The 21910-nt window shown below is 69.3% G+C and carries 20 protein-coding genes; 10 read left to right on the top strand and 10 right to left on the bottom strand.

Annotation, left to right across the window (positions count from 1 at the left end; translation table 11 throughout):
- The first annotated feature begins 28 nt into the window (after nt 1-28).
- The gene (locus OG205_RS02200) at nt 29-748 is read left to right on the top strand and encodes a class I SAM-dependent DNA methyltransferase (protein ID WP_330274526.1); all 720 of its coding nucleotides are present in this window, start codon (nt 29-31) and stop codon (nt 746-748) included.
- Here the strand turns inward: OG205_RS02200 and OG205_RS02195 are convergent.
- The gene (locus tag OG205_RS02195) at nt 745-1137 is read right to left on the bottom strand and encodes a nuclear transport factor 2 family protein (RefSeq protein ID WP_330274525.1); all 393 of its coding nucleotides are present in this window, start codon (nt 1135-1137) and stop codon (nt 745-747) included. The two genes, OG205_RS02200 and OG205_RS02195, sit on opposite strands and share 4 nt — an antisense overlap.
- A gap of 56 nt (nt 1138-1193) precedes the next feature.
- Between OG205_RS02195 and OG205_RS02190 the strand changes: the two genes are divergently transcribed.
- Together OG205_RS02190 and OG205_RS02185 are read left to right on the top strand one after the other, a co-directional pair.
- The gene (locus OG205_RS02190) at nt 1194-1766 is read left to right on the top strand and encodes a PadR family transcriptional regulator (RefSeq protein WP_330274524.1); all 573 of its coding nucleotides are present in this window, start codon (nt 1194-1196) and stop codon (nt 1764-1766) included.
- A gap of 15 nt (nt 1767-1781) precedes the next feature.
- Nucleotides 1782-2090, top strand: a complete 309-nt coding sequence (locus OG205_RS02185; RefSeq protein WP_330274523.1) for a hypothetical protein — start codon at nt 1782-1784, stop codon at nt 2088-2090.
- Here OG205_RS02185 and OG205_RS02180 read toward each other — a convergent pair.
- The gene (locus OG205_RS02180; protein WP_330274522.1) at nt 2087-2479 is read right to left on the bottom strand and encodes a GNAT family N-acetyltransferase; all 393 of its coding nucleotides are present in this window, start codon (nt 2477-2479) and stop codon (nt 2087-2089) included. The two genes, OG205_RS02185 and OG205_RS02180, sit on opposite strands and share 4 nt — an antisense overlap.
- 73 nt (nt 2480-2552) lie before the next feature.
- Between OG205_RS02180 and OG205_RS02175 the strand changes: the two genes are divergently transcribed.
- The 3 genes from OG205_RS02175 (at nt 2553) to OG205_RS02165 (ending at nt 5573) form a co-directional block, all read left to right on the top strand.
- Nucleotides 2553-3065: a hypothetical protein gene (locus OG205_RS02175; protein ID WP_330274521.1), complete on the top strand. Its 513-nt coding sequence runs from the start codon at nt 2553-2555 to the stop codon at nt 3063-3065.
- A 63-nt stretch (nt 3066-3128) separates the two neighbouring features.
- Complete coding sequence (locus tag OG205_RS02170; protein ID WP_330274520.1) at nt 3129-4424, top strand: PepSY-associated TM helix domain-containing protein; 1296 nt, start codon at nt 3129-3131, stop codon at nt 4422-4424.
- 129 nt (nt 4425-4553) lie between these two features.
- Nucleotides 4554-5573 carry a YbaB/EbfC family nucleoid-associated protein gene (locus OG205_RS02165; protein ID WP_330274519.1) on the top strand — a complete coding sequence of 340 codons (1020 nt, stop codon included), beginning with the start codon at nt 4554-4556 and terminating at the stop codon, nt 5571-5573.
- Here OG205_RS02165 and OG205_RS02160 read toward each other — a convergent pair.
- A complete protein-coding gene (locus tag OG205_RS02160) occupies nt 5570-6658 on the bottom strand; it encodes an IS630 family transposase (RefSeq protein WP_442916586.1) in 1089 nt (362 codons plus the stop codon). The two genes, OG205_RS02165 and OG205_RS02160, sit on opposite strands and share 4 nt — an antisense overlap.
- 99 nt (nt 6659-6757) lie before the next feature.
- On the opposite strand from OG205_RS02160, the gene OG205_RS02155 reads away from it, so the two are divergent.
- Nucleotides 6758-8092, top strand: coding sequence for a M28 family peptidase (locus tag OG205_RS02155; RefSeq protein ID WP_330274518.1), 1335 nt, complete (start codon nt 6758-6760; stop codon nt 8090-8092).
- A gap of 30 nt (nt 8093-8122) precedes the next feature.
- Here OG205_RS02155 and OG205_RS02150 read toward each other — a convergent pair whose 3' ends face one another.
- A complete protein-coding gene (locus OG205_RS02150; RefSeq protein ID WP_330274517.1) occupies nt 8123-10087 on the bottom strand; it encodes a putative bifunctional diguanylate cyclase/phosphodiesterase in 1965 nt (654 codons plus the stop codon).
- 240 nt (nt 10088-10327) lie between these two features.
- On the opposite strand from OG205_RS02150, the gene OG205_RS02145 reads away from it, so the two are divergent.
- The gene (locus tag OG205_RS02145) at nt 10328-11275 is read left to right on the top strand and encodes a sugar ABC transporter substrate-binding protein (protein ID WP_330274516.1); all 948 of its coding nucleotides are present in this window, start codon (nt 10328-10330) and stop codon (nt 11273-11275) included.
- A 73-nt stretch (nt 11276-11348) separates the two neighbouring features.
- On the top strand, nt 11349-12773 hold the full coding sequence (locus tag OG205_RS02140) for an amidohydrolase family protein (protein ID WP_330274515.1): 1425 nt from the start codon (nt 11349-11351) through the stop codon (nt 12771-12773).
- On the opposite strand, the gene OG205_RS02135 is transcribed toward OG205_RS02140, so the two are convergent.
- The 4 genes from OG205_RS02135 to OG205_RS02120 all read right to left on the bottom strand — a co-directional run bounded on the left by OG205_RS02135 (nt 12757) and on the right by OG205_RS02120 (nt 18632).
- Nucleotides 12757-13740: an alpha/beta fold hydrolase gene (locus OG205_RS02135; RefSeq protein ID WP_330274514.1), complete on the bottom strand. Its 984-nt coding sequence runs from the start codon at nt 13738-13740 to the stop codon at nt 12757-12759. The two genes, OG205_RS02140 and OG205_RS02135, sit on opposite strands and share 17 nt — an antisense overlap.
- A 40-nt stretch (nt 13741-13780) precedes the next feature.
- Entirely contained in the window at nt 13781-16351 is a 2571-nt protein-coding gene (locus OG205_RS02130; protein WP_330274513.1) for a LuxR family transcriptional regulator, read from the bottom strand.
- A 65-nt stretch (nt 16352-16416) separates the two neighbouring features.
- Nucleotides 16417-17580, bottom strand: a complete 1164-nt coding sequence (locus tag OG205_RS02125) for an RNA-guided endonuclease InsQ/TnpB family protein (protein ID WP_330274512.1) — start codon at nt 17578-17580, stop codon at nt 16417-16419.
- Between the two features lie 167 nt (nt 17581-17747).
- On the bottom strand, nt 17748-18632 hold the full coding sequence (locus OG205_RS02120) for a DUF5829 family protein (protein ID WP_330274511.1): 885 nt from the start codon (nt 18630-18632) through the stop codon (nt 17748-17750).
- 59 nt (nt 18633-18691) lie between these two features.
- Here OG205_RS02120 and OG205_RS02115 point away from each other — a divergent pair, with 59 nt between their 5' ends.
- Entirely contained in the window at nt 18692-19756 is a 1065-nt protein-coding gene (locus OG205_RS02115; protein WP_330274510.1) for a class I SAM-dependent methyltransferase, read from the top strand.
- A gap of 131 nt (nt 19757-19887) precedes the next feature.
- On the opposite strand, the gene OG205_RS02110 is transcribed toward OG205_RS02115, so the two are convergent.
- Nucleotides 19888-20595, bottom strand: coding sequence for a MerR family transcriptional regulator (locus tag OG205_RS02110; RefSeq protein ID WP_330274509.1), 708 nt, complete (start codon nt 20593-20595; stop codon nt 19888-19890).
- Between the two features lie 7 nt (nt 20596-20602).
- Complete coding sequence (locus tag OG205_RS02105; RefSeq protein ID WP_330274508.1) at nt 20603-21907, bottom strand: serine hydrolase domain-containing protein; 1305 nt, start codon at nt 21905-21907, stop codon at nt 20603-20605.
- Between the last annotated feature and the right edge of the window lie 3 nt (nt 21908-21910).

The raw sequence follows: 21910 nt of genomic DNA, 5'->3' as shown, positions 1-21910 counted from the left end.
GGTTGGCAACGTGGCTAGCGTGGGACGGGTGAAGGGATTCAACCCGAGTTTCGGCCCTGAAACAGCAAGCACCTACGACAACGAGCCCCGCGGGGACGAGGCCGACACCGTGCGGTTCCTCGCCGCGTTCGGCGGCTCCGCGCTGGAGTTCGCGATCGGCACCGGCCGCGTCGCGTTGCCGCTCAGAGACGCCGGTGTCGAGGTGGACGGCATCGAGCTGTCGCCGGACATGGTGGCGCGCATGCGGGAAAAGCCCGGCGGCCAGGACGTCGACGTGACGATGGGCGACATGTCCACGGTCGGCACCGGCCGCACGTACGACCTGGTGTACCTCGTCTACAACACGATCACGAACCTGCTCACCCAGGACGACCAGGTCCGCTGCTTCGAGAACGCGGCACGGCATCTCACCCCGGACGGCGTGTTCGTGGTCGAGTGCGGCCTGCCCAGCTGGGTGGCGCGCCCGCGTCACCAGTTCATCGACGTGGAGGCCGTGGAGGTCGACCACGTCCGGCTCGACGTCAACCGCTTCGACCCGGTCACCCAGATCCTCGACGAGAACCACGTGAGCATCAGCGCGGACGGCATCCGGTTCGGCCCGATCAAGACCCGGCAGGCCTACCCCTCCGAGTTCGACCTCATGGCACGAATCGCGGGGTTGCGGCTGCGTGAACGCCACGGTGGCTGGAACGGCGAGCCGTTCGTCGCGGACAGCAAGCGGCACGTGAGCGTGTACGAACGCGCCTAGCTCATCGCTTCCAGCGCCTCGGCCTTGATCTGGTCGAACTGGGCCGCCATCGCCTCGGACAGGGCCTGGGCGCCGGACAGCGGGCGCACCATGACGGTGAACTCGTCGATCAGGCCGTTCTCGTCGAGGTGCAGGAAGTCGCAGCCCTGGATCTCCTTGCCGCCCACCTCGGTCCGGAACACCAGCGCGTGGTTCCGGCCGTCGATGATCTCGCGCTCGTAGCGGAAGTTCTCGAACACCCGCATCACACCGCGCAGGATCGCGGCGGTGAGCGGCTTGCCGGGGTAGGGCGCGAACGCGACAGGGCTGGTGAACACGACGTTGTCTGCCAGACACGCCGCCATCGCCTCGGTGTCGCGTGCCTCGACCGCCTTGCGGAATGCGTTCACGTGGACCCTCGCATACTCAACTTGTTGACTAGGTCGAAGCACCGTAACCTGCTGCTATGTCGCTGCGCAACGCCGTGATGGCCGCTCTGCTCGACGGGGAGTCGTCCGGCTACGACCTGGCCAAGGCGTTCGACGCGTCCGTGGCGAACTTCTGGATCTGCACGCCGCAGCAGCTCTACCGGGAGCTCGACCGGATGGAGACCGACGGGCTGATCACGGCCAGGACGGTCGAGCAGGAACGCCGGCCGAACAAGCGCCTCTTCTCGCTGACGGCAACAGGGCGCGAGGAGCTGACGAGGTTCACGGCCGCACAGCACAAGCCCACCGCGATCCGGGACGAGCTGCTGGTCGCGGTACTGGCGGCGGACTCCGGTGACGTCGAGGCGGTGAAGGCCTCGATCCGCGAACGCAAGCAGTGGGCCGAGGCGAAGATCCAGCGCTACGAACGACTGCGCGCCAAGTTGCTCGGCGGACTGGACGAGGAGGAGTTCCTGGCCACCGCCGAACGGGTCGGGCCGTACCTGACCTTGTTGCGCGGCTTGTCCTTCGAGCGGGACAACGTGCGGTGGTGTGCCAGGAGCCTCACCGTGCTGGAGCGGCGTGGTGCACGGCTCGACACGTCCCCTTGAGGTTGAATCGGGTTCATGAACGGCATTTCGCTCTTGCAGGAGGCACTCAGCGCGCCCGCGGCAGAGGCGCGCCACCGGTTCGCGGGGCGGCTCAACGGCTACCTCGACGGATCGGACGTCGTGCACGCCGTGCGGTTGCAGGGCTGGCTCGGGCTGGAGGTGCCCGGCCCCGGCTGCCACGTCGGCACGGGCAGCTGGGACTTCACCCGGTTCAAGGCGACGACGTCACCGGTGACGTGCGGGCGGTGCCGAAGTGCGGGCCTGCTCACCAGCTCGTTCACCGGCGGCCCGCACCAGCAGACCCTGGATCTCGAAGGGATCTAGAGCACAGAGCGGTTGCGCAGCCCCATCCCGGTCAGCGCGGACATGCCGAGGCGCTCGTAGTACGGACGCAGTGAGTCGTCGCACGTGAGGTCCACCGAGTACAGGTGCGCGGCCTCGGCCACGATCCGGCGCATCAGCTCGGTGCCGATGCCCTGGCCCTGAAACGAAGGCCGCACCTCCAGCCACGGGACGAACGCCGTCAGCACGCCGTCGCTGATCATGTTCACGAAGCCGGCGACCTCGTCCTGTGAGCGCGCGATCACCACGCGGTAGCTCCCGCGCAGCACGGCGAGGTGCTGGGCGGGCGACGGCGGCGTGGGCCAGCCCACGAAGAAACCGGCGAGATCGGCCTCGGTCAGGCCGCTGAGATCGGTGCTGTACGAAATCACCCGCACATTGAACCAAGTTCCCACATCTTGCGTAGGGCTGGTTTCGCCCAATTCGGCCGCTAAGCTGCTGGTCGTGACCCTGCCGACCGCTCCGCTGCGCCGTGCGCGCTGTGCTGCTGTCGGCATCGTCAACGGCACGCTCGCGGTTCTCGCGCACTCCACTGCGGACGGTCAGTTACCCGACGCGGGACTGCTCTTCTCGCTGGTCGCGCTGCTGACGTGGGCGACGACCGGGTTCGCCCGGCACGAGCTGACCTGGCAGCGGCTGCTCCTGCTGATCGGCGGCGGGCAGCTCGCGATGCACGTCCTGGTGTCGCTCGCCGCGTTCCGGCACGCGCACGAGGCCGAGCCGTCGCGCATGATCGTCTCGCACGTCGTGGCCACGGCACTGACGGTCGTCGTGCTCGCCGCGGCCGAACGCTCGATCCTCACGCTGGCCCGTGCGGTCACAGCAACTCTCCCCCGCAGGCTCGCCGTCCTGCCCGCCACCGCTCCCCTGGTCGTCGCCACGCCCTCGCTCGCGCCGACCGCGATCGTCTTCCTGGACGTGCTGTCGTGGCGCGGTCCTCCGGCTGAACAGGTCTGAATCCCCTTCACAGGTCCGCTCATCGAGCGGTCCTGCCCCTGTTCACGCCCATCCAGGAGCGTCATGACCACCACAGCCGCTCCGTCACGCACATCTTTCGCGTGGCGGGGACTCTTCCTGCGCCTGCACTTCTACGCCGGCGTGCTCGTCGCCCCGTTCATCCTCATCGCCTCGCTGACCGGCGTGCTCTACGCCCTGACGCCGCAACTGGAGTCGTGGGTCTACTCCGATCAGCTCCGCGTTCCCGCTTCCACGCAACAACTTCCGCTGTCCAAGCAGGTCGACGCCGCGCTCGCGACCTCACCCCAGGGCTCGCTCGTCGCGGTCCGGCCCGCCCCGGAACCCGGTGCCACGACGAGGGTTCTGTTCTCTGAGAAGGGTCTGGGCGAGTCCGAACGCCGGGCAGTCTTCGTCGATCCCGGCACCGGACGCGTCACCGGTGATCTCGTCGTCTACGGGTCGAGCGGCGTGCTACCCCTGCGCACGACGCTGGATCAGTTGCACCGCAACCTGATGCTCGGCGAGCCCGGCCGCCTCTACAGCGAACTCGCCGCCTCCTGGTTGTGGGTCGTCGCACTGGGCGGGCTGGTCCTGTGGATCTCCCGGGCACGCAACAGCAAACGCATCAAGACGCACGGACTGATCGGCGTCTGGGTGCTGGCCGGTGCGTTGTTCCTGTCCGCCACGGGTCTCACGTGGTCGGCCTACGCCGGTGAGAACGTCGCCATGCTGCGCACGGCCATCGGCTGGTCCACGCCGACGTTGACGATGCCCGGCGCCGGCGAGAGCCACGGCGACCACGGTTCGAGCAGCTCGTCCGCCGGTGGTCACAGCGAGATCGACACCGTGTTCGGCGTCGCGAAGCTGTCGGGCATCGACGCGAAGGCGGTCGAGGTGAGCCTGCCCGCGGAGTCCGGCGGCGCGTGGAAGGTGGCCGAGATCGAGAAGGGCCTGCCCAGCCAGGGTGACGCCGTCGCGGTCCACGGCGGCGAGGTGGTCAGCACGCTCAAGTTCGCCGACTTCCCGCTGGGCGCGAAGCTCACGAGGTGGGGCATCGACGCGCACATGGGCGTGCTGTTCGGGTGGCCCAACCAGCTCCTGCTGCTGCTCGTCGGCGGCGGACTGGTCGCGTTGGTCGTACTCGGCTACCGCATGTGGTGGAAGCGCAGGCCCACCAGCGGGTTCGGTCGTCCGACGCCGCGCGGCCAGTGGCGCAAGGCACCGCGCGGCGCGTTGATCGGACTCGGCCTCGCGACGCTGCTCGTCGGGTGGTTCGTGCCGTTGCTCGGCGTCAGCCTGGTCGCCTTCCTGGCCATCGACGTTCTGCTCGGAAGGCGGTCGAAAACCGCGGCCTCCTGACCGTCCATTGTGGACAAGGCTTGCCTGATCTGGACATTTACGGCATATTAATGCCCAGGTGAGCCGGGAAGTCTGGTCGGCCCGCACGTCACACGAGGTGGCGGCGGAGAGCTGACGAGGGGTGCCCGAATGACTCTCATTCCCCACGCCATCCCCCTGATCAACGATCCTCAGGTCGTGCACGCGCTCGCCGCGCGATGGCGCCGCACGAGGACGTTGCTCCTGCTCTCCGCCGGCGTCCTGCCGGTCGCCATCGGCATCGTCTGCATCGTGCTCGCCGGGATGACCTCGGCCGGGCAGCGGATCATGCCGTGGTGGTCGGCGATTCCGGCCGTCGCCGCGGCGGCGTGCGCGTGGGCGTTGCTGACCTGGTTGCGGCGCAACGGGTTGAGCGACCCGCACTCGTGGCTGCCCGCCACCACCCTGATGACCTCGGCACAGCTCGTGCTCGGTGTGCTGCCGGGCTCGGGCATCGCGTTGCGGCTCAGTCCCGGCGCGGCGATCGCGGTGAAGGCGTTGTGCGCGGCCGGAGTGCTCGGCGCGGGGTCCGCGAGCGCGCTCGCCCGCCTGGCCCATCGCTCACTGCTCTCGGCGCCCGTCCTCGAACTCGGCTCGACCGCGTTCCCGCTCGTGCTGGTCGGCGACGGGACGCGGGTGATGATCGGCACCGACCGCGTCGACTGGACCACCCGGCACGGTTCCCGGGTCGACGCCGGGGTCTCGTTCGCCCGCGTCCTCCGCGTGACAGCGCAGTCCAACGCCATCGTGCTGCACACCGCGTCCGGTTCGTGGACGGTTCCCGTGTCCGACCCGGCGACCGCGCAGGCGTTGCTGCGCCGCCGGATCACGTGGTGGGAGGAGCGCAGGGACGCCACCGCCGAACGCGAGCAGCGCCGCTACCTCGACCTGGTCGGGCTGCTCGCGGCGGTCAGCGGCGAGGCCACCCGTGGCGGCATCAGCGTCACCGTCGACTCGAACGGCCTCACGACGGGCATCATGCTCAACCCCGAAGTGCGCGAACTAGAACCGGAAGTGCTCGCGGCGCAACTGATGGCGTGCGTCCAGAAGGCGCGGGCGGACGCGCGCAAACAGGTGCAGGACCTGGTCATCGACCACTCCGAGGACCACATGGTGAAAGCCAGCCACTAGTGTCCTGAGTCGTTAATTCTCTGACAGTAGGCGGCTAGGGACTCGAGGATCTGGTCTGCTGTGCGGGTCCAGACGTAGGGCTTGGGGTTGGTGTTCCACTGCTCGATCCAGCCGCGGATGTCTTTCTCCAGTGCGGTGACCGAGCGGTGGACGCCCCGGCGAAGAAGCTTGACGGTGATCTCGGCGAAGAAGCGTTCGACCAGGTTGAGCCAGCTTGAGCTGGTCGGGGTGAAGTGCAAGTGGAAGCGTGGGTGCTTGAGCAGCCACGTCTTCACCGCGGGTGTCTTGTGGGTACTGAGGTTGTCGAGGATGACGTGGACATCCAGGCCGGTGGGCACGTTCTTGTCGATAGTGCGAAGAAACGCCAGGAACTCCTGGTGCCGGTGACGGCGTTTCACCGCGCTGATCACCTGTCCGGTGGCGATCTCCAGCGCTGCGAACAGGCTCGTGGTGCCGTGCCGGATGTAGTCGAAACTCTGTCGCTCGGGCACGCCGGGCAGCATCGGCAACACCGGCGCCGAGCGGTCCAGTGCCTGAATTCCGGTCTTCTCGTCCACGCACAACACCACGGCTTTCGCGGGCGGGTCGAGATAGAGGCCGACGACATCGCGGACCTTGTCCACGAACAACGGATCCTTGCTGATCTTGAAGGTGTCGACCTTGTGCGGCTTGAGGCCGAACGCCCGCCAGATCCGCGAGACCGCCGACTGCGACATCCCGACCTGCGTGGCCAGTGACCGGGTCGACCAGTGCGTCGCGCCGACCGGCTTGGTCTCCAGTGTCGTGACCACGATCTGCTCGACCTGATCGTCGGTGATCGTGCGCGGCCGGCCTGGGCGAGGCTCGTCCGACAACCCGTCCAGCCGGTCGCGCAGGAACCGTGCCCGCCAGGTCGCCACCGTCTGACGGCCCAGGCTCAACTGTTGCGCCACAACGGTGTTCGACTCACCAGTCTCAGCACATGCCAGCACGATCCGGGCTCGCAACGCCAACGCCTGCGCAGTTGTCCGCCGACGCGTCCAGCTCTCCAGGACTCGGCGTTCGTCATCGGACAGGGTCAGCGGCACCAGTTTCGGGTTCGGCACCGACACAATCTAGTGCTGATGCCGAATTAACGACTCAGGACACTAGTCGCTTGTCCCGCCCCCGTCGCCCTGCCTACGTTCGGCCTGGGAACTTCGGAGATGGGGGACGACTTGCGCAGACGTGACTTCTTCGCGGCGGCGGCCGGGGTGGCCGCCGTGGTGGCCAATCCCGCGAGCGCGATCGCGGCCACCGGGCAGCGGCCGGGCGCCTCGCACGTGCCGGACCTGAACCTCGGCGATTTCCCCGTCGTGGCAAGGGTTCGGGCACGCCACGCACTCGAACACCTCAAGGTCTTGAGCGACAGGATCGGGCCGCGCATCGGCGGCACCGCGTCCGAGCACCGGGCGCGCGACTACCTCGTTCGCGAGCTCAAGGCGTTGCGGTACCAGGTGACGACGCAGCCGTTCACCGTGCCGGACAAGTACCTCGCCGACGTCAACGGCCAGTGGCAGGCCGGCGCCTCCCGGTTCGGCAGCCTCGGCGTCACCGTCAAGGCTCCGTTCGTCGAGGTCGCCGACGGCCAGTTGCCGGATCTGACCGGCAAGATCGCGTTCTACGTCAACGCTCCCGCCGGATCCGCGCCCACGCACGCGGCGATCGAACGCGGTGCGGTGGCGGTGGTGCTCGGCCGCATCTCCGCCACGGCGAGCAAGTCCAGCGCCTTCTCCCCCGCCCTCGACCGCGACGTCGCCGTGCCCGTGATCGGCCTCGCCCAGGTGCACACGGAGAAACTGCGCGCCCAGGGTTCCGGTGAGCTGACGATCAGCACCGTCCACCACCCGAACCTCACGTCCTACAACGTGATCGCGGACCGGCCGTCGACGTTCCCGTGGCGCGACAACGGGGTCGTGATGGTCACCGCGCACTACGACACCGTGCCGGGCTCGCCGGGCGCCAACGACGACGGCAGCGGCACGGTCCTGTGCCTGGAGCTGGCGCGCGTTCTGCGTTATCTGCCAACGAACAAGGCGTTGCGGTTCGCGTTGTGGGGCTCGGAGGAACAGGGACTGCTCGGGTCACGGCACTACGTCTCGCAGCTGCCGCCCGAGGAGATCACCCGGATCAAGGGCGTGTTCCAGAACGACATGGTCGCCACCAGCCACGACCCGGCGACGGCCTACTGGCTGCTGTCCGTGGACGGCGCCGACAACGCGACGACGGCCAACGTTCGTGCTGCGGCACAACGCCTCGGCTACGACCCGCGGGTGCACGGACCGGTGGCGCGCGGGTCGAGCGACCACGTGCCGTTCCACGAGAAGGGCCTGGCGTCGGCGAACTTCAGCTGGCGCGGCGAGGGCGGGCCGGCACAGCTGGAGCCGATCTACCACACGCCGGAGGACACGATCCGCGACAACATCAGCCTGGAACGGCTGCAGGTATCGCTGGAGCTGATCGGGGCGGCGGCCTACAAGCTGGCCAGCGGCGCGGTCTGAAACGTTGCGGCAACGTTTCAGGCCGCGCCGCTAGTCAGCGGTGACGACCAGCTCGGCGAGCGTCCGGCCGCGCAGCCACGTGACGAACTCGTCCGCCGGCAACGGTTTGCTCAGACAGTAGCCCTGCACGATGTCGCAGCCCAGGGCGGCGAGGACGGCCCACGTCTCCTCGTCCTCGACGCCCTCGGCCACGACCTCCAGCTCCAGGTTGTGCGCGAGCCCGAGCAACGAGCGGGTGATCGCGCCGCTGGACGCGTCCGTGCGCATGTTCGTGGTGAACGAGCGGTCGATCTTCATCTCGTGCACCGGCATCGTGCGCAGGTAGGCGATGGACGAGTAGCCGGTGCCGAAGTCGTCGATGGACAGCCGCACGCCCAGTTCCCGCAGGCGCGTCAGCACGTCGGTCGCGCGGTGCGGGTCGGCGATGATCGCGCTTTCGGTGATCTCCAGCGTGAGCACGGCGGCGTCGAGGCCGTGGTGTTTCAGCGCGGCGGCGACCTGCTCGGGGAACGTCATGTCGTGCAGGCACTGTGCGCCGACGTTGACCGAGATCGGGACGTCCCAGCCGGCGAGGTGCCAGGCCTGGCACTGGGCCAGCGCGTGGTCGAGCACGTACTGCGTGAGCGGTTCGATCAGGCCGGTCTCCTCGGCGGCCGGGATGAACCTGTCCGGGCCCAGCAGGCCGTGGACCGGGTGCTGCCAGCGGCACAGGACCTCGGCGCCGCAGACCTCGCCGCTGCGCAGGTCGGCTTTCGGCTGGTAGTGCAGGACGAGCTCGCACTGGTCGAGGGCGCGGCGCAGGTCGCTGATCACGGTGAGCTGCGCGGCGTGGTGCTCGTCGAGGCACGGCTCGTAGACGGACGTGCCGAGGCGGCCGCGCTTGGCCGCGTACATCGCGATGTCCGCGTGCTTGAGCAGTTCGTGCGCGTCGGCGGAGTTGGTCGGGTACAGCGCGACGCCGATGCTGCAGCCGACGTCGACCGACAGTCCGTCCAGGTCGACGGCCTCGTCCAGCGCGCGGTGCACGCGTTCGGCGACGATCAGCGCGTTCTCGGAGGTGCTCACCGACGGCAGCAGGACCGCGAACTCGTCGCCGCCCAGCCTGGCCACGGTGTCGACGTCGCGGACGGCGCCGGTCAGCCGGTTGGCGACCAGTTGCAGCAGCTTGTCGCCGAACGCGTGGCCGAGGGTGTCGTTGATCGGCTTGAAGCGGTTGAGGTCGATCAGGAACAGGCCGAGCGGGTCGCCCGTCTGGTTGCTGCGGCGGATCGCCTGCGCGGTGCGCTGGGTCAGCAGCGTGCGGTTGGCCAGGCCGGTCAACGCGTCGTGCATCGCCTCGTGCTCGCTCCTGGCGGCCTGGCGGAGGATCTTGCGGCGGTGGCCGAGCAGCACGACGCCGCACAGCCCCACCAGTCCCAGGTCGATGACGAACGCGACGAGAGCGGCGATGCGGAGGTTGCCGTTCTGCATCTCCGCGGCACGCAGGTAGTCGGTCGTCTCCAGACGTTTGAGCTGCACGACCGTGGAGAGCTGTTTGCGCAACGACGCCAGCGTCAGCTCGGCCTGGTCCGCGTTCTGCAACGCGGCCGTGGCGTCACCGCGATCGCCCGCCGCGACCGTCTCGCGCAGCAGACCGCTGTAGTCACCGTAAAGATCGCCGACGATCCTGGCGGCACGGACGTCGGCCGGCGCGCCGTGGTCGCGCAGCCAGCGCAGGCTCTCGTCGGCGGCACCGGCGGCGGTCGCGACGGGCTGGCTCATCACCGGCGTGCCGGACCTGACGTAGTCGGTGAGCGCGTGATCGGCGACGTCGACGTTCTGGACGACCAGCCCCCAGTGGTCACTGGTCTCGTTCAGTTCGTGCAGGTGCGTGGCGGCGCGCTGCATGCTGAGGTTCGTCCACAGCGCGAGGCCCGCCAACGCGGCGAGGCCGATCGTCAGGCTGACGACGGTCGTCTGCACGGTCGTGCGAGTCTCGACCCAGTTGGACAGCATCTACAAAGCCTCACGTCGCGTCCTTGCGAAGGTGCTATTGGTACGCAGCCAAAGGATCGCACGCAAGCCGACACCTCGTTCCACCGTGCACTAGCCTTCTCGCCTTCTACCGGCCAACGGACAGGACGCCCCGTGGTTCGCTTCACCCACATAGCTCTACCTGCTGTTTTGCTGCTGACGGCAGGGGTGGGCGGATGCGGTGGCGAGCAGACGTCCGATGACCCGCCCATCATCGGATTCGTGTCCCAGAACACCAGCCGCGACTTCTCCCGGGAGATGAGCGAAGGTTTCCGGGCGGGCGCGACCATCGCCGGCGGGGTCAGAACCGAGACGACCGGTCCGGACACGCACGACGGTCTCAAGCAGGCCGAACTGCTGCGCGACCTCTCGACGCGGGCCAAGGGCGGCATCGGGGTGTCCGCGGTGGCGCCCGAACTGGTGGCCGAGCCGATGGCGCAGGTGATCGACGAGGGAATCCCCCTGATCGCGGTCGCGGGAGGTCAGGTCGCCCCCGGCAGCGGGGCGAAGCTGATGATCGAGAACGACAACTACGAACTCGGCAGGGTGCTCGCCGACGCGACGGCGGAGCGGTTGCCACCGGACAGCGCGGGCAAGATCGTCATCGGCAGCAACTCCCCCGCGATGCCCGCCCTGGACCTGCGGGCGCTGGGCCTGCGCGAACGGCTCGCGGAACGGTTGCCGAAGATGCAGGTCATCGGCCCGCTCGACACCGGGCGCGACCAGACGGCGAACCTCGCGACGTGGCAACGGCTCGCCGACGCGAACTCCGACGCCGTCGCGTTGCTGGGCGCGGGTGACGTGGACGCGATCAACCTCGCCGCCGTGCACGCGGAGAAGAACGCGAAGTGGCTGGCCGCGGCGTTCAGCCTGGACCCGAAGGCGTTGCAGGGCGTCAAGGACGGGCACCTGTTCGCGTCGGTGTCGGCCGAGCACTTCCTCAAGGGCGCGGTGGGCGGGTGGCTGCTCGCGAAGCAGGCCACGCAGGGCCGGGCGCTGCCGGAGGGCTGGCTCGTCGCCCCCGGACTGCTCGTGCAGGCGTCCAACGTGGACGAGATCATCCGCCGTCAGTCGAGCGAGAAGAACCGCCTGGACGCCGCACGGCCGCAGATCGACGCCCTGACCACCGCGCCGGACAAGCACATGCGTCCACTCGACCAGACGCGCTGAGCCGGGCGGCGCAACTCCCGTGACAGGCCTCTGACGGTCGGCGAGCATCGGCTCTCCCTGCCTTGGAGGCCGCATGATCAACCGAAGGACACTCACCAAATCCCTGGGCGCGGCACTGGCCGTGTCGGCCGCCGGCGGCGTGGCGAGCGCTGACACGTCGGACACGCGGCGCGGGCGGTACCTGATCCGCGGCGGCGCCGTCGTCACCGTCGACAGGGCACTCGGGGTGCTGCCCCGCGCGGACGTCCTGATCGACGACGGCCGGATCACCGGCGTCGGGCCGAACCTGGACGCGCGCGGCGCGAAGGTCGTCGACGCGACCGACATGATCGTCCTGCCCGGCTTCGTCAACACCCACCACCACATGTGGAGCGCGCTGGGCCGCAACTTCGTGGCCGACGGCTTCCCGTACTTCGCCGCGAAACGGGCGACCTCCACTCTGTACGAGGCGAAGGACGTCCACCGCAGCGTCCTGCTCGGGCTCGCGGAACTGGCGAACGCGGGCGTGACCACCGTGCACAACTGGTCCAACAACACCCGCTCCCCCGCGCACGCCGACGCCGAACTGCGCGCTCACCGCGACGGACTGCTGCGCGCCCGGTTCTCCTACGGCCACGTCGACCAGATGCCGCGCGACGTACCGATGGACCTGACGGACGTGGACCGCGTGCGGCAGCAGTACTTCGCGCACGGCACGGCGTTCGACGGGCTGGTGCACCTGGGCGTATGCGTGCGCGGGCTGTCGCAGAGCACCGAACCGGCGTTCTTCGCGGACATGGACGCCGTGCTGGCACGCGGTCTGCCGGTCGCGATCCACGCCGGTCAGGCACCGCCGCGAACCGTGGACGCGGCGGACTACGAACGCCGGGGCTGGCTCGGCCCGAAGACGTTGCTGTGCCACTACGTCACGGCTCTGGACAGCGACATGGAGATCATGGCGCGGACCGGCACGCCGCTGTCGTGGGCGCCGCATTCGGAGTTCCGGCTGGGCACCGCGGGTGATCCACGGGACGCGCTGCTGCGGTTCCGCAGGGCCGGGGTGCCGGTGTCGCTGTCCTCGGACGCCACGTCGATCGCGCCGTCGGACGTGTTCGAGGCGATGAGGCTCGTCTGGAACACCGGAATCCCCTGGTCTGGAACGCCTTCCGCGGGTCTGCCCGAGGTCGGGTTCCGGGACGTGCTGGAGATGGCGACCCTCAACGGCGCCCGTGCGCTGGGACTCGGTGACGTCACCGGGTCGATCACCGTCGGCAAGCGCGCGGACGTGATCCTGGTGCGCACCAACGACATCAACCTCGCGCCGGGCGGGTTGTTCGAGACGACGCTCGTGCAGGCGGCGACCGCCGCCAACGTCGACACGGTGTTCTCGGACGGCCGGATCATCAAGCGCGGCGGGAGGCTGGTGGCCTACGACGTCGACCGGATCGTGCGGGACGCGCGGGCTTCCTCGTTGCGCATCCGCACGACCGCGGGTGGGATCCTCACGCCCCCGAGCTGATGTCGAGCACGGCCTTCGTGAACGCCTCGGGTGCCTCCTGCGGCACGTTGTGCCCGATGCCGTCGAGGATCCGGTGCTCGTAGCGGCCGCTGAACTGCTTGCGGTACGCCATGCCGTCCTTGTTGGGGCCGTCGAAGTCGCTGGCGATGGTGATCGCCGGCACGCTGATCACCGGCCTGGCCTGCAGCTTGCGTTCGAACCCGTCGTAGCGGTGCTCACCCTGCGCGAGCTGCAGCCGCCAGCGGTAGTTGTGGATGACGATCGCGACGTGGTCGGGGTTCTTCCACGCCGTGGCGCTCTGGGCGTAGGTGGCCTCGTCGAAGTTCCACTGGGGCGAGGCGAGCTTCCAGATGAGCTTGTTGAACTCGTAGGAGTTCTGCTCGTAGCCCTTCACGCCGCGGTCGGTCGCGAAATAATACTGGTACCACCAGCCCAGTTCGGCCTGCGGGGACAGCGGTTCCTGGTTCTGCTGGAGGTTGACGACCAGGTAGCCGCTGACCGACACGAGCGCCTTGACCCGGTCCGGCCACAGCGCCGCAACGATGCACGCCGTTCGTGCGCCCCAGTCGAACCCGGCCACCGTCGCCTTGCGGATCTTCAGGGCGTCCATGAACGCGATGACGTCCGCGGCCAGCGCCGACTGCTGGCCGTTGCGGGTCGTGCGCGCGTGCAGGAACCGGGTGGGGCCGTAGCCGCGCAGGTACGGGATGAGGACGCGGTGTCCCCGCGCGGCCAGGGCCGGTGCCACGTCGACGTAGCTGTGGATGTCGTACGGCCAGCCGTGCAGCAGGATCGTGACCGGGCCGTCCGCCGGGCCCATCTCCGCGTAGCCGATGTCGAGCAGGCCTGCCCTGACCTGCTTGATCGGGCCCCAGGACGGCTGCGAGGCGTGCGCGGTCGCGGTGACCAGGGGTGCCGCGAGACCGGCCACGGCCAGAGCCTGGGAGAACTGTCGCCTGCTGATCATGGCGTCGACGGTAGGGGCGTCGGGCGGGGGCTCGCGAGCGTCAGGTGACGGTGTCGGAGTACGTCATGAGCGCCTCCTTCAGTTCGGCGCGTGCCGTGACCCCGAGTTTCGGGAAGATCCGGTGCAGGTGCGTGCTGACCGTGCGATGCGACAGGTGCAGCCGCTCGCCGATCTCCTTGTTCGTCAGCCCGTCCGCCGCCATCCGCGCGATGGTCAGCTCGTGCTCGGTCAGCTCGCCGTTGCCGCCGCGCGACTCGCCGGACGCCCGCAGCTCCTCGCGGGCCCGTTCCGCCCAGTCCCTGGTGCCGAACGCCTCGAACGCCTCCGCGGCCGCCTTGAGGTGCGGCCGGGCCTGGGCCGCCCGGCGCTGCCTGCGCAGCCACGCGCCGAACGCCAGCTGCACGCGCGCCCGGTCCCACGGCGAGCTGCCGCTGTCGAGCGCCGCTTCGAACAACGCCTCGGCCTCGTCGTCCGCGGCCAAAAGTGCCCGCGCGTACCTCAGCCCGGCCGCCGGCGCGGGCGAACTCGTGGCGGTGTCGAGCTCCTCCACGATCTTGGCGGCCTCGTCGGCGTTGCCGCTGCGGGTCGCGGCCTCGGCCAGTTCGGGCAGCACGTACCGGCGCAACGCGAGCTGGTAGGCGGGGTCGGAGGGGTCGTGAACGCGGCGGACGGCGGCGAACGCGTCGGCGTAGCGGCCCTCCCCGAGCGCGGCCAGGCTCCTGGCCAACTGCACGGTGGCGAGAACGGGTCGTGCGCCCGCCGCAAGCCCGATGCGTTCGGCGTTGGCCGCCAGTTCGGCCGACCGCTCGTACTCGCCGCGCAGGGCGGCGATCTCGGCCTGGACGGCGGCGGCCAGTCCGCGCATGTACGGCTGGCCGGTCTCCTCGGCGAGTCGGGCGGCCTCCTCGGCGGCGGGTTCGGCGGCGGCGATGTCGCCCAGGCGCGTCCGGCTCCAGGCCTCGACGGCGAGGGCTCTGGCAAGGAGTCCGAACTGGCCCTGCGCGCGGAAATCCCGTTGGGCGGCAAGGGAGAACCGGACCGAGTCGGCGAAGGCACCGACCTGGAGGGCGGCACTGCCGAGCAACCGGAGAGTGGCCGGGTCGTCGCATTCGCCGCGGACCGCACGCAGCCCGGCCACCACCGCGTCCCCCTGCTGTACCGGGCACACATAAGCCGTCATCGCGAGCATGCGCGGGTCGCACGGGTCGATCGGCAGCCTGCGCGCCACCGCCGCGATCCGCTCCCGCACAGCCGCGCCCGGCTCCACCCAGAAGCACCGCATCGCGACGCTCCAGAAGATCCGCATGCCCAGTTCGACGTCGCCGCCGGCCACCACGGACTCGGCCAGCCCGACCAGTTCGCCGGGGCCTGCCACACCTTCGCTCACGCCGTCGTCGAACGCCGTGGGCAGCCACGTCACGAGTGCGCGCTCCCGTGCCGTGAGGTCCAGGCCGCGCACATCCAGCAGGATTCGCTCGACGTCGTCGCGCCGTCCCGCCTCCGCCGCCAGCTCGGCCGCCCGCAACAACCGCCGGGCACGCTCACCGCCGTCGCCCAGGGCGGCAGCGCGTTCCAGAGCGCGAACAGCGGCCACCGCGCCGCCACGCCGGAGCGCCCGGTCGGCGGTCTTCTCCAGCAGGCAGGCCACGTTCTCGTCGGCACCGGTCGCGGCTCCGGCCAGGTGCCATGCCCGCCGGTCGGGCTCGTCGGTCGCCCAGGCGAGCCGGCGATGGGCCTCCTGGCGTTCGGAAAGGCCTGCGGCACCGGCGATCGCCGACCTGATCAACGGGTGCCGGAACGCCCCGTCCCGGTCGACCAGCCTGGCCTCGACGGCCGGGCCGAGGTCCGCGGAGGGAGCACCGCCGAGCGCCAAGGCGAGCAACGACGCCCGCACGTCGGCAGGCAGGATCGAGGCACGGGCGGCGAAGGACTCCTCCAGGGAGTTGCCGCCGAGCGGGAGTTCGGTGAGCGCCAACGGGTTCCCGGCCGCCTGGGCGAGCACCCACGAGCGGCGTTCGGGATCCAGGCCGGGCGCGACCGCGTCGAGCACCGCGACGGACTCCGGGGAATCCAGTGGTGCCAAGGAGAGCGTCGGCACGCCCTCGAAGACCGGCGTCCGGGCCGCGAGAACCAGAACGGCACCGGTGAGGCGGCGCGCCACGAACCCGAGAACGTCCTGGCTCGCCTGGTCCAGCCAGTGCGCGTCGTCGACCAGGACGACGGGCCGTGCCGCGCTCAGCACCTCCAGCGCGGCGAGCCCGACGAGGTGCACGGGTGGCGCGGGGCCGTCGGCGAGTCCCAGAACGACTTCCAGCGCGCCCCGCCGCGCACCGGACAACGTGGTCAGATCGAGGAACGGGTGCAGGACCTGGTGCAGTCCGGCGTAGGGCAGGTCCTGCTCGGCCTCGACGCCCGCGACCAGGTGACCGTCGAGGCAGGACAGCAGCGCCGACTTGCCCACGCCGGGCTCACCGACGATCAGCAGCGACCCGCCGGCCTCCGCCAGCGCCACCAGCCGTTCCCGTTCCCGATCCCGCCCGATCAGCGACACCCGCCCGACACCCCGTTCGTTGGTCCGTCCGGACCAGGGTTTGACGTACTTCCCGATCATGAGTTCGGGATTCCTGCGCGGCTGTGCCGCGTCCGGAACGCTTCCTGTTTCATCGCCCTGAGCCCCTAGAAGTGGGGTCTTACAAGGACTCCGCAGGCGTTTAGCCTCTCCGCACGCCCTGCGGCGAGGATGTTGACAGCGGCGTTGTGGTCCCGGTCATGTCCCACACCACACTCTGGGCAGGCCCACGCCCTGATGTTCAGCGGCATTGAGTCCATAACGTATCCACAACCCGAACAGGTTTTTGAGCTGGGCAGCCAGCGGGACACCTTGACCACAGCTCGACCGTACCGGTCAGCCTTCTCCTCGAGAAGCCGGACGAACTGTGCCCATCCTGCGTCAGCGATGGCACGCGCCAACCGCTGGTTGCGGAGCATTCCTGCGATGTTCAGGCTCTCAACGTGGACCGCTTGGTTATCGCGGATCAGAAGCAGAGCCTGCTTGTGATGATTGTCCCGTCGTGCACGACTGATCTTGCTGTGCACGGCCGCGACCTTGCGCCGAATCTTGGCTCTGTTCGCGCTGGCCTTGGCACAGCGTGCATGTTCGCGTTGCAACCGAGCGAGCTTGCGCAGGCCACGCTGCAGGTGCCGCGGATTCGGAATATCCATCCGGGCGCCGTCTGTGGTGGCGACGGTGGCCAGCCGCGTGATACCGAGGTCCACCGCTGCCTCTCGTTCCACGACAGGCAACGGCGTCCGTGCGACTTCAACCACGAACGAGGCGTAGTAATGCCCATCTGATTCGCGGATGATCGTTACCGAAGATGGTTCGGACGGTAGTTCACGTGACCAACGCACCCTCACATCACCGATTTTCGCGATGTGCAGCCGCCCGTTCGGCCGGAGTGTGAAGCCGTTGCGTGTGAGTCGGAACGACTGCCGGTTGTCCTTGCGGGACTTGAACCGCGGCCTGCCGATCTTGCGACCGGCGCGGCGACCGGCAGCCGAGCTGAAGAAGTTCCGGTAGGCGCGGTCGGCGTCGCGCACCGACTGCACCAGCGCAACAGATGCCACCTCCGACAACCAAGCACGTTCGTCGACGGCCTTCGCCGCGGTGATCACGCGACTCTGAACCTCGGCCGGCGAAAGTTTCACCCCTGCACGATAGGCCTCATCACGGCAGCGGATCGCATCGTTGAACACGACCCGGGCACACCCGAACGTGCGCGCCAACATCCCGCGTTGAACCTCGGCAGGCTCAATTCGAAAGCTATACCTGGCGTGCACAAGCTAACAGTATCGTGTTGGTCCACGCCGCGTGGACAAGACAGGCCACGTCGACAATGGCTTTTGTGCCGCAGGACGCACAAGTGGGATCGGCGCAATCGCGACCTGAAGTACGGAGATGGCGCCGATCCAATCTTGGCCAGAGAAGCGGCAGCTGGAAAGGATCCTCAGAAAGTCCAGACCGCGCGCTTGCCCGGACCCACGACCAGCGTGGACGTGCCCAGCTTCTCGACGTGCCGCGCGACCGGGCGGTTCAGGTCGAACTCGACGCGCTTGAGCCCGGTCTGTCCCATCGGCGCCTCGTCGAACCGCATCGTGGTGCCGCCGCGCGAGGCCACGACGGTGCCCGGTCCGGTCCTCAGCGAGAACCCGCCCGCCCGCAGCAACGGCATGGTGGCGGCCAGGTCCGAGGCGGTGACGGCGACGCGGATGAGCGTGATGTCGCGCATCACCTTGTCCTTGTAGGCGTCCGGCAGGTACCGCTCACGCGTGACGTCGCCGGGGAACTTCGCGGGACCCACGTTGCTGCGCGGGTCGGTCAGGTACTCGTCGCGGTACTCCATGGCCCAGGCGCCGAACCTGTCATACCTCTCGATCAGGAACACCGAGTCGAACCACGGCACGGGCTTGCCGTCGCCGAAGTCGCGGGTCTGCGTGAAGTCGATCGGCTTCTCGCCCGCGGCGCGCAGCCGGGTCTTGAGCTTCTCGACGTCACCGTCGTGCTCGGTCGAGAGCCCGAGGCCGGCGGAGCCCAGTTCACCGTCCTGGCCCGGCACGTCACCGATGCCGAAGATCTCCAGGTAGGTCTCGCGGCCCCGCAGGTAGCGGCCTGTCCAGACCTTGCCGTCCGCGCCGGTCGTGGTGCGGACCTCGACGCTCGCGAAGTCCTTGAGATAACGCGAGTGCTCGACCGCGTCCGCGGTGACGCGATCAAGCGTTCCCCATGCGTGGTTGTAGTACAACAACTGCCGCTCTCCCGCTTGTGCCGATCCAGCACCGGACACAACCAGACCCACGGCCAAGATCACGCTCAACACTCGTCGGAGCCCCATGCGTTCGATCCTAAAACGGACATGCTCAAGCCGGACTCAAGCCAGACGAAGGGACCTCCGTGTTCGACACCTCCCGATGGACGGTTCTCGCCCCGCTATTGCAGGCCGCCACCGCCGGCCGCGACCTGCTGGACGACACGATCCGCAGGCTGACCCCCGAGGCCGTCACCGGGGAGGTCCTGCGGGAGATCGGTGAGCACGACGTCCGGCTCGACCTCGGCTTCGACGGCCGCACCACCCGCCACCTGTGCGCGGACGCGGAGGTCGTGATCACGCTCGACCTCGCCGACGCCGTGCGCGGCCTCTACGGCACCGACGAACGCCCGTGGCCGAGCCTCGCCGTCACGACCCCGGATCCCGGCCTCGACGAGCGCGGGATCGGCGGGTGGTTCCAGGACCGCAAGGGCCTTGCGGAGTCGGTTCAGGAGCTGCTGTCCGCGCTCAGGCCCGCCCACCGGGACCTGGGCGAGCTGGCCGTGGAGCACGGCTCGGACAAGTGGGGCGACCTGCACTGGTACACGCAGCACTACGACCGCCACTTCGCCCGCCTGCGCACCGAACCCGTGCGGGTGCTGGAGATCGGCATCGGCGGCTACGACGACCCCGACCGCGGCGGTGGCTCGTTGCGGATGTGGCAGCGGTACTTCCGGCGCGGCCTCGTGCACGGCCTGGACATCGCGCGCAAGAACGTCGCCGGACCGCGGATCATGACCGTGCTGGGCGACCAGTCCGACGCGGAGTTCCTCGACCGGCTGGGTCGCGAGCTCGGCCCGTTCGACGTGGTCATCGACGACGGCAGCCACCTCAACGAGCACGTGCGGACCTCGTTCCACGCGCTGTTCCCGCACGTCCGGGCGGGCGGGCTCTACGTCGTGGAGGACCTGCAGACCGCGTACTGGCCGAGCTGGGGCGGCCATCCCGAGGCGACCGCCGGCACGTCGATGGGGATGCTCAAGTCCTTTGTGGATGGTCTGAACCAGGCCGAGGTGCGCGACCCGCGCGGCGAGGGTTCCTATCTGGAGCGCAACATCAGCGGGATCTCGTTCCACCACAACATCGCGTTCGTCGAGAAAGGCCTGAACGCCGAGGAGGGCGGACCGGCCTTCCTGCGCACGTTGTTCTAGGCAGGGCGGCGCCGGCCTGGTCCGCCGGCCGGCGCCCTTGGCCCAGCCCCAGCCGAATTCCCGCACGGACGACTCGTGGATGGACGAGCTGCAGGCCGTGGCCAGGCACGTGACCGAGGGGCATCTGGTCGCTAAACCAGCGCGCTCAGCGCGGCCATCCGGTCCCAGGCCGGCGACGACGCACCGGCCGCCGCCATGGCCAGCGCGGAGACCTCCGGATCCGCCATCGGCAGGACGGGCCGCCGTGCCAGCCAGTCCGCCGCCCGCCGGGCCAGCGCGGGCAACCGCGGATCGTCGGCCGGGAACCCGAAGGCCTCGTCGTAGGCCAGGTAGATCCGCCGGAACTCGGGGTCGGCGAGCGAGTCGGTCTTGTCCGCGAGCCAGACCGCCGCCTCGTCCGGTGCGACGGCCTGCATGAGCACCCAGACCTCGCGTTCCATCCGGACGCCGCGCTCGCTGACTCCCAGTTCCCGCAACAGGTCCAGCATCGCGGCGGCCTCCGTGCTCACGAACAGCGCGTTGCCCGCCCGCAGCCGCACCACCCGTTCGCGAGCTTGCCGGATCTCCTCTTCCCTGCGGCGCAGCGCCTCGTCGATCTCGGTGATCGACGAGGCGAACTCCTCCTCCCCCGCCGCGAGCAGTTCTTTCACGCGGGCGAGCGGCACACCGGCCTCGGCGAGCGTGCGGATCTTGACCAGGCCGACCGCGTCCTGGGCGGTGTAGCGCCGGTAGCCGGAGTGGTCGCGCTCGGGTTCCGGCAGCAGCCCCACCTTGTGGTAGTGCCGCACCGCCTTGATCGTCACGCCCGCGTACCGGGCGAGCTGGCCAATCGTGATCACCGCGGCATCATCGCACCCGGCCGAACATCCGACCGGCGAGATCGACGCCGACGATCTCGCCGGAAGCGTTGCGGCTGAAGAACCCTCGCTGACCGGCGAACGCGCCGTCCGTGATCATGTACTCATCGCGCGGCAGCAGCCCCATCGGGAACGGCGCGTGGTCGGCCGGCAGGTCCATCTCGGCGGACGCCCGGATCTCCGGCCGGATCAGCACCTCCAGCACCAACCCGGACCCGGTGTCCTCAATGGTCATGACCATTGCGTCGTTGTCGTACCCACCCGCGACCTCGGCGGCCTTCGAAGCGTTGTACGGCAACGGTTCCGGGTCTCGATCGAGCAGTCCGACGCAGTCCTCCAACGCGCGGCGCACCATCGCCTGGTTGAACGGGATGCCGTCCGGCCCCTGGTTCGCGATCGACACCACCGCGAAGCCGCGTTCGGGAACGATCAGCAGCTCGGCGAACTGCCCGTTGGACGAACCACCGTGCCCGATCGCCTGCACGCCGTCGATCTCGCGCAGGAACCAGCCGACCCCGATGGCGTCGCCGAGGTTGCTGCCACGCAACAAGGCGGTGGGCTTCCGCATCTCGGCGAAGTCGATCCCGTCACCGTCACTCAGGTGAAAACGGGCCCAGGCAAGGAGATCCGCGACGGAGGCCGCGATGCCACCGCCGGGATTGTTGGCCCTCCAATGCCGCCACGGCCGGGCGATCTCGCCCTTCTCGTGCCCGACGGCGAACCGCCGGGTCATCACCGCGTCCCGGTCGAAGTGCGTGTTGCCGAACCCCAACGGCTCCAGCAGCAACGCCATCAGCGCCTGCTCGTAGGTCTGCCCGGTGACGTTCTCGATGATCCGCCCGGCCAGGTTGAAGCCGGACTGGCTGTAGGACGGCCGCTCGCCGACCGCCCCGACCAGCGTCAACGTGGCGAGCGTGTCGACGTGGCGCCGCAACGAGTCGTCACCCTCACCGGTGTCCACCAGCGTGCCCCAGTCGAGCCCGGACGTGTGGTTGAGCAGCTGCCGGACGGTGAACTCGCGGTCGTCCAGCAACCGGAGTTCCGGCACGTACTCGCGGACCGGGGCATCCAGCGACACCCGGCCCTGGGCCACCAGCCGCATGATCGCCGTGGCGGTGTAGGTCTTGGTGACCGAGCCGAGCAGGAAGAGCGTGTCCTCGTCGACCGGCAACGGGTTCTCGACGCTGGTCACGCCGTGGCAGAAGAAGTGCTCCCGCCCGTCGTGGAAGACGCCGACGGCGGCGCCGGGGATGTCTAAGCGGGCGGCGGTCCTGGCGATGAAGTCGTTGTCCATGCC

It is taken from the genome of Lentzea sp. NBC_00516 (genome assembly GCF_036346835.1).
Classification (GTDB): domain Bacteria; phylum Actinomycetota; class Actinomycetes; order Mycobacteriales; family Pseudonocardiaceae; genus Lentzea; species Lentzea sokolovensis.
The sequence above is the reverse complement of the archived record's forward strand: the minus strand, read 5'-3'. Positions and strand labels throughout refer to the sequence as shown.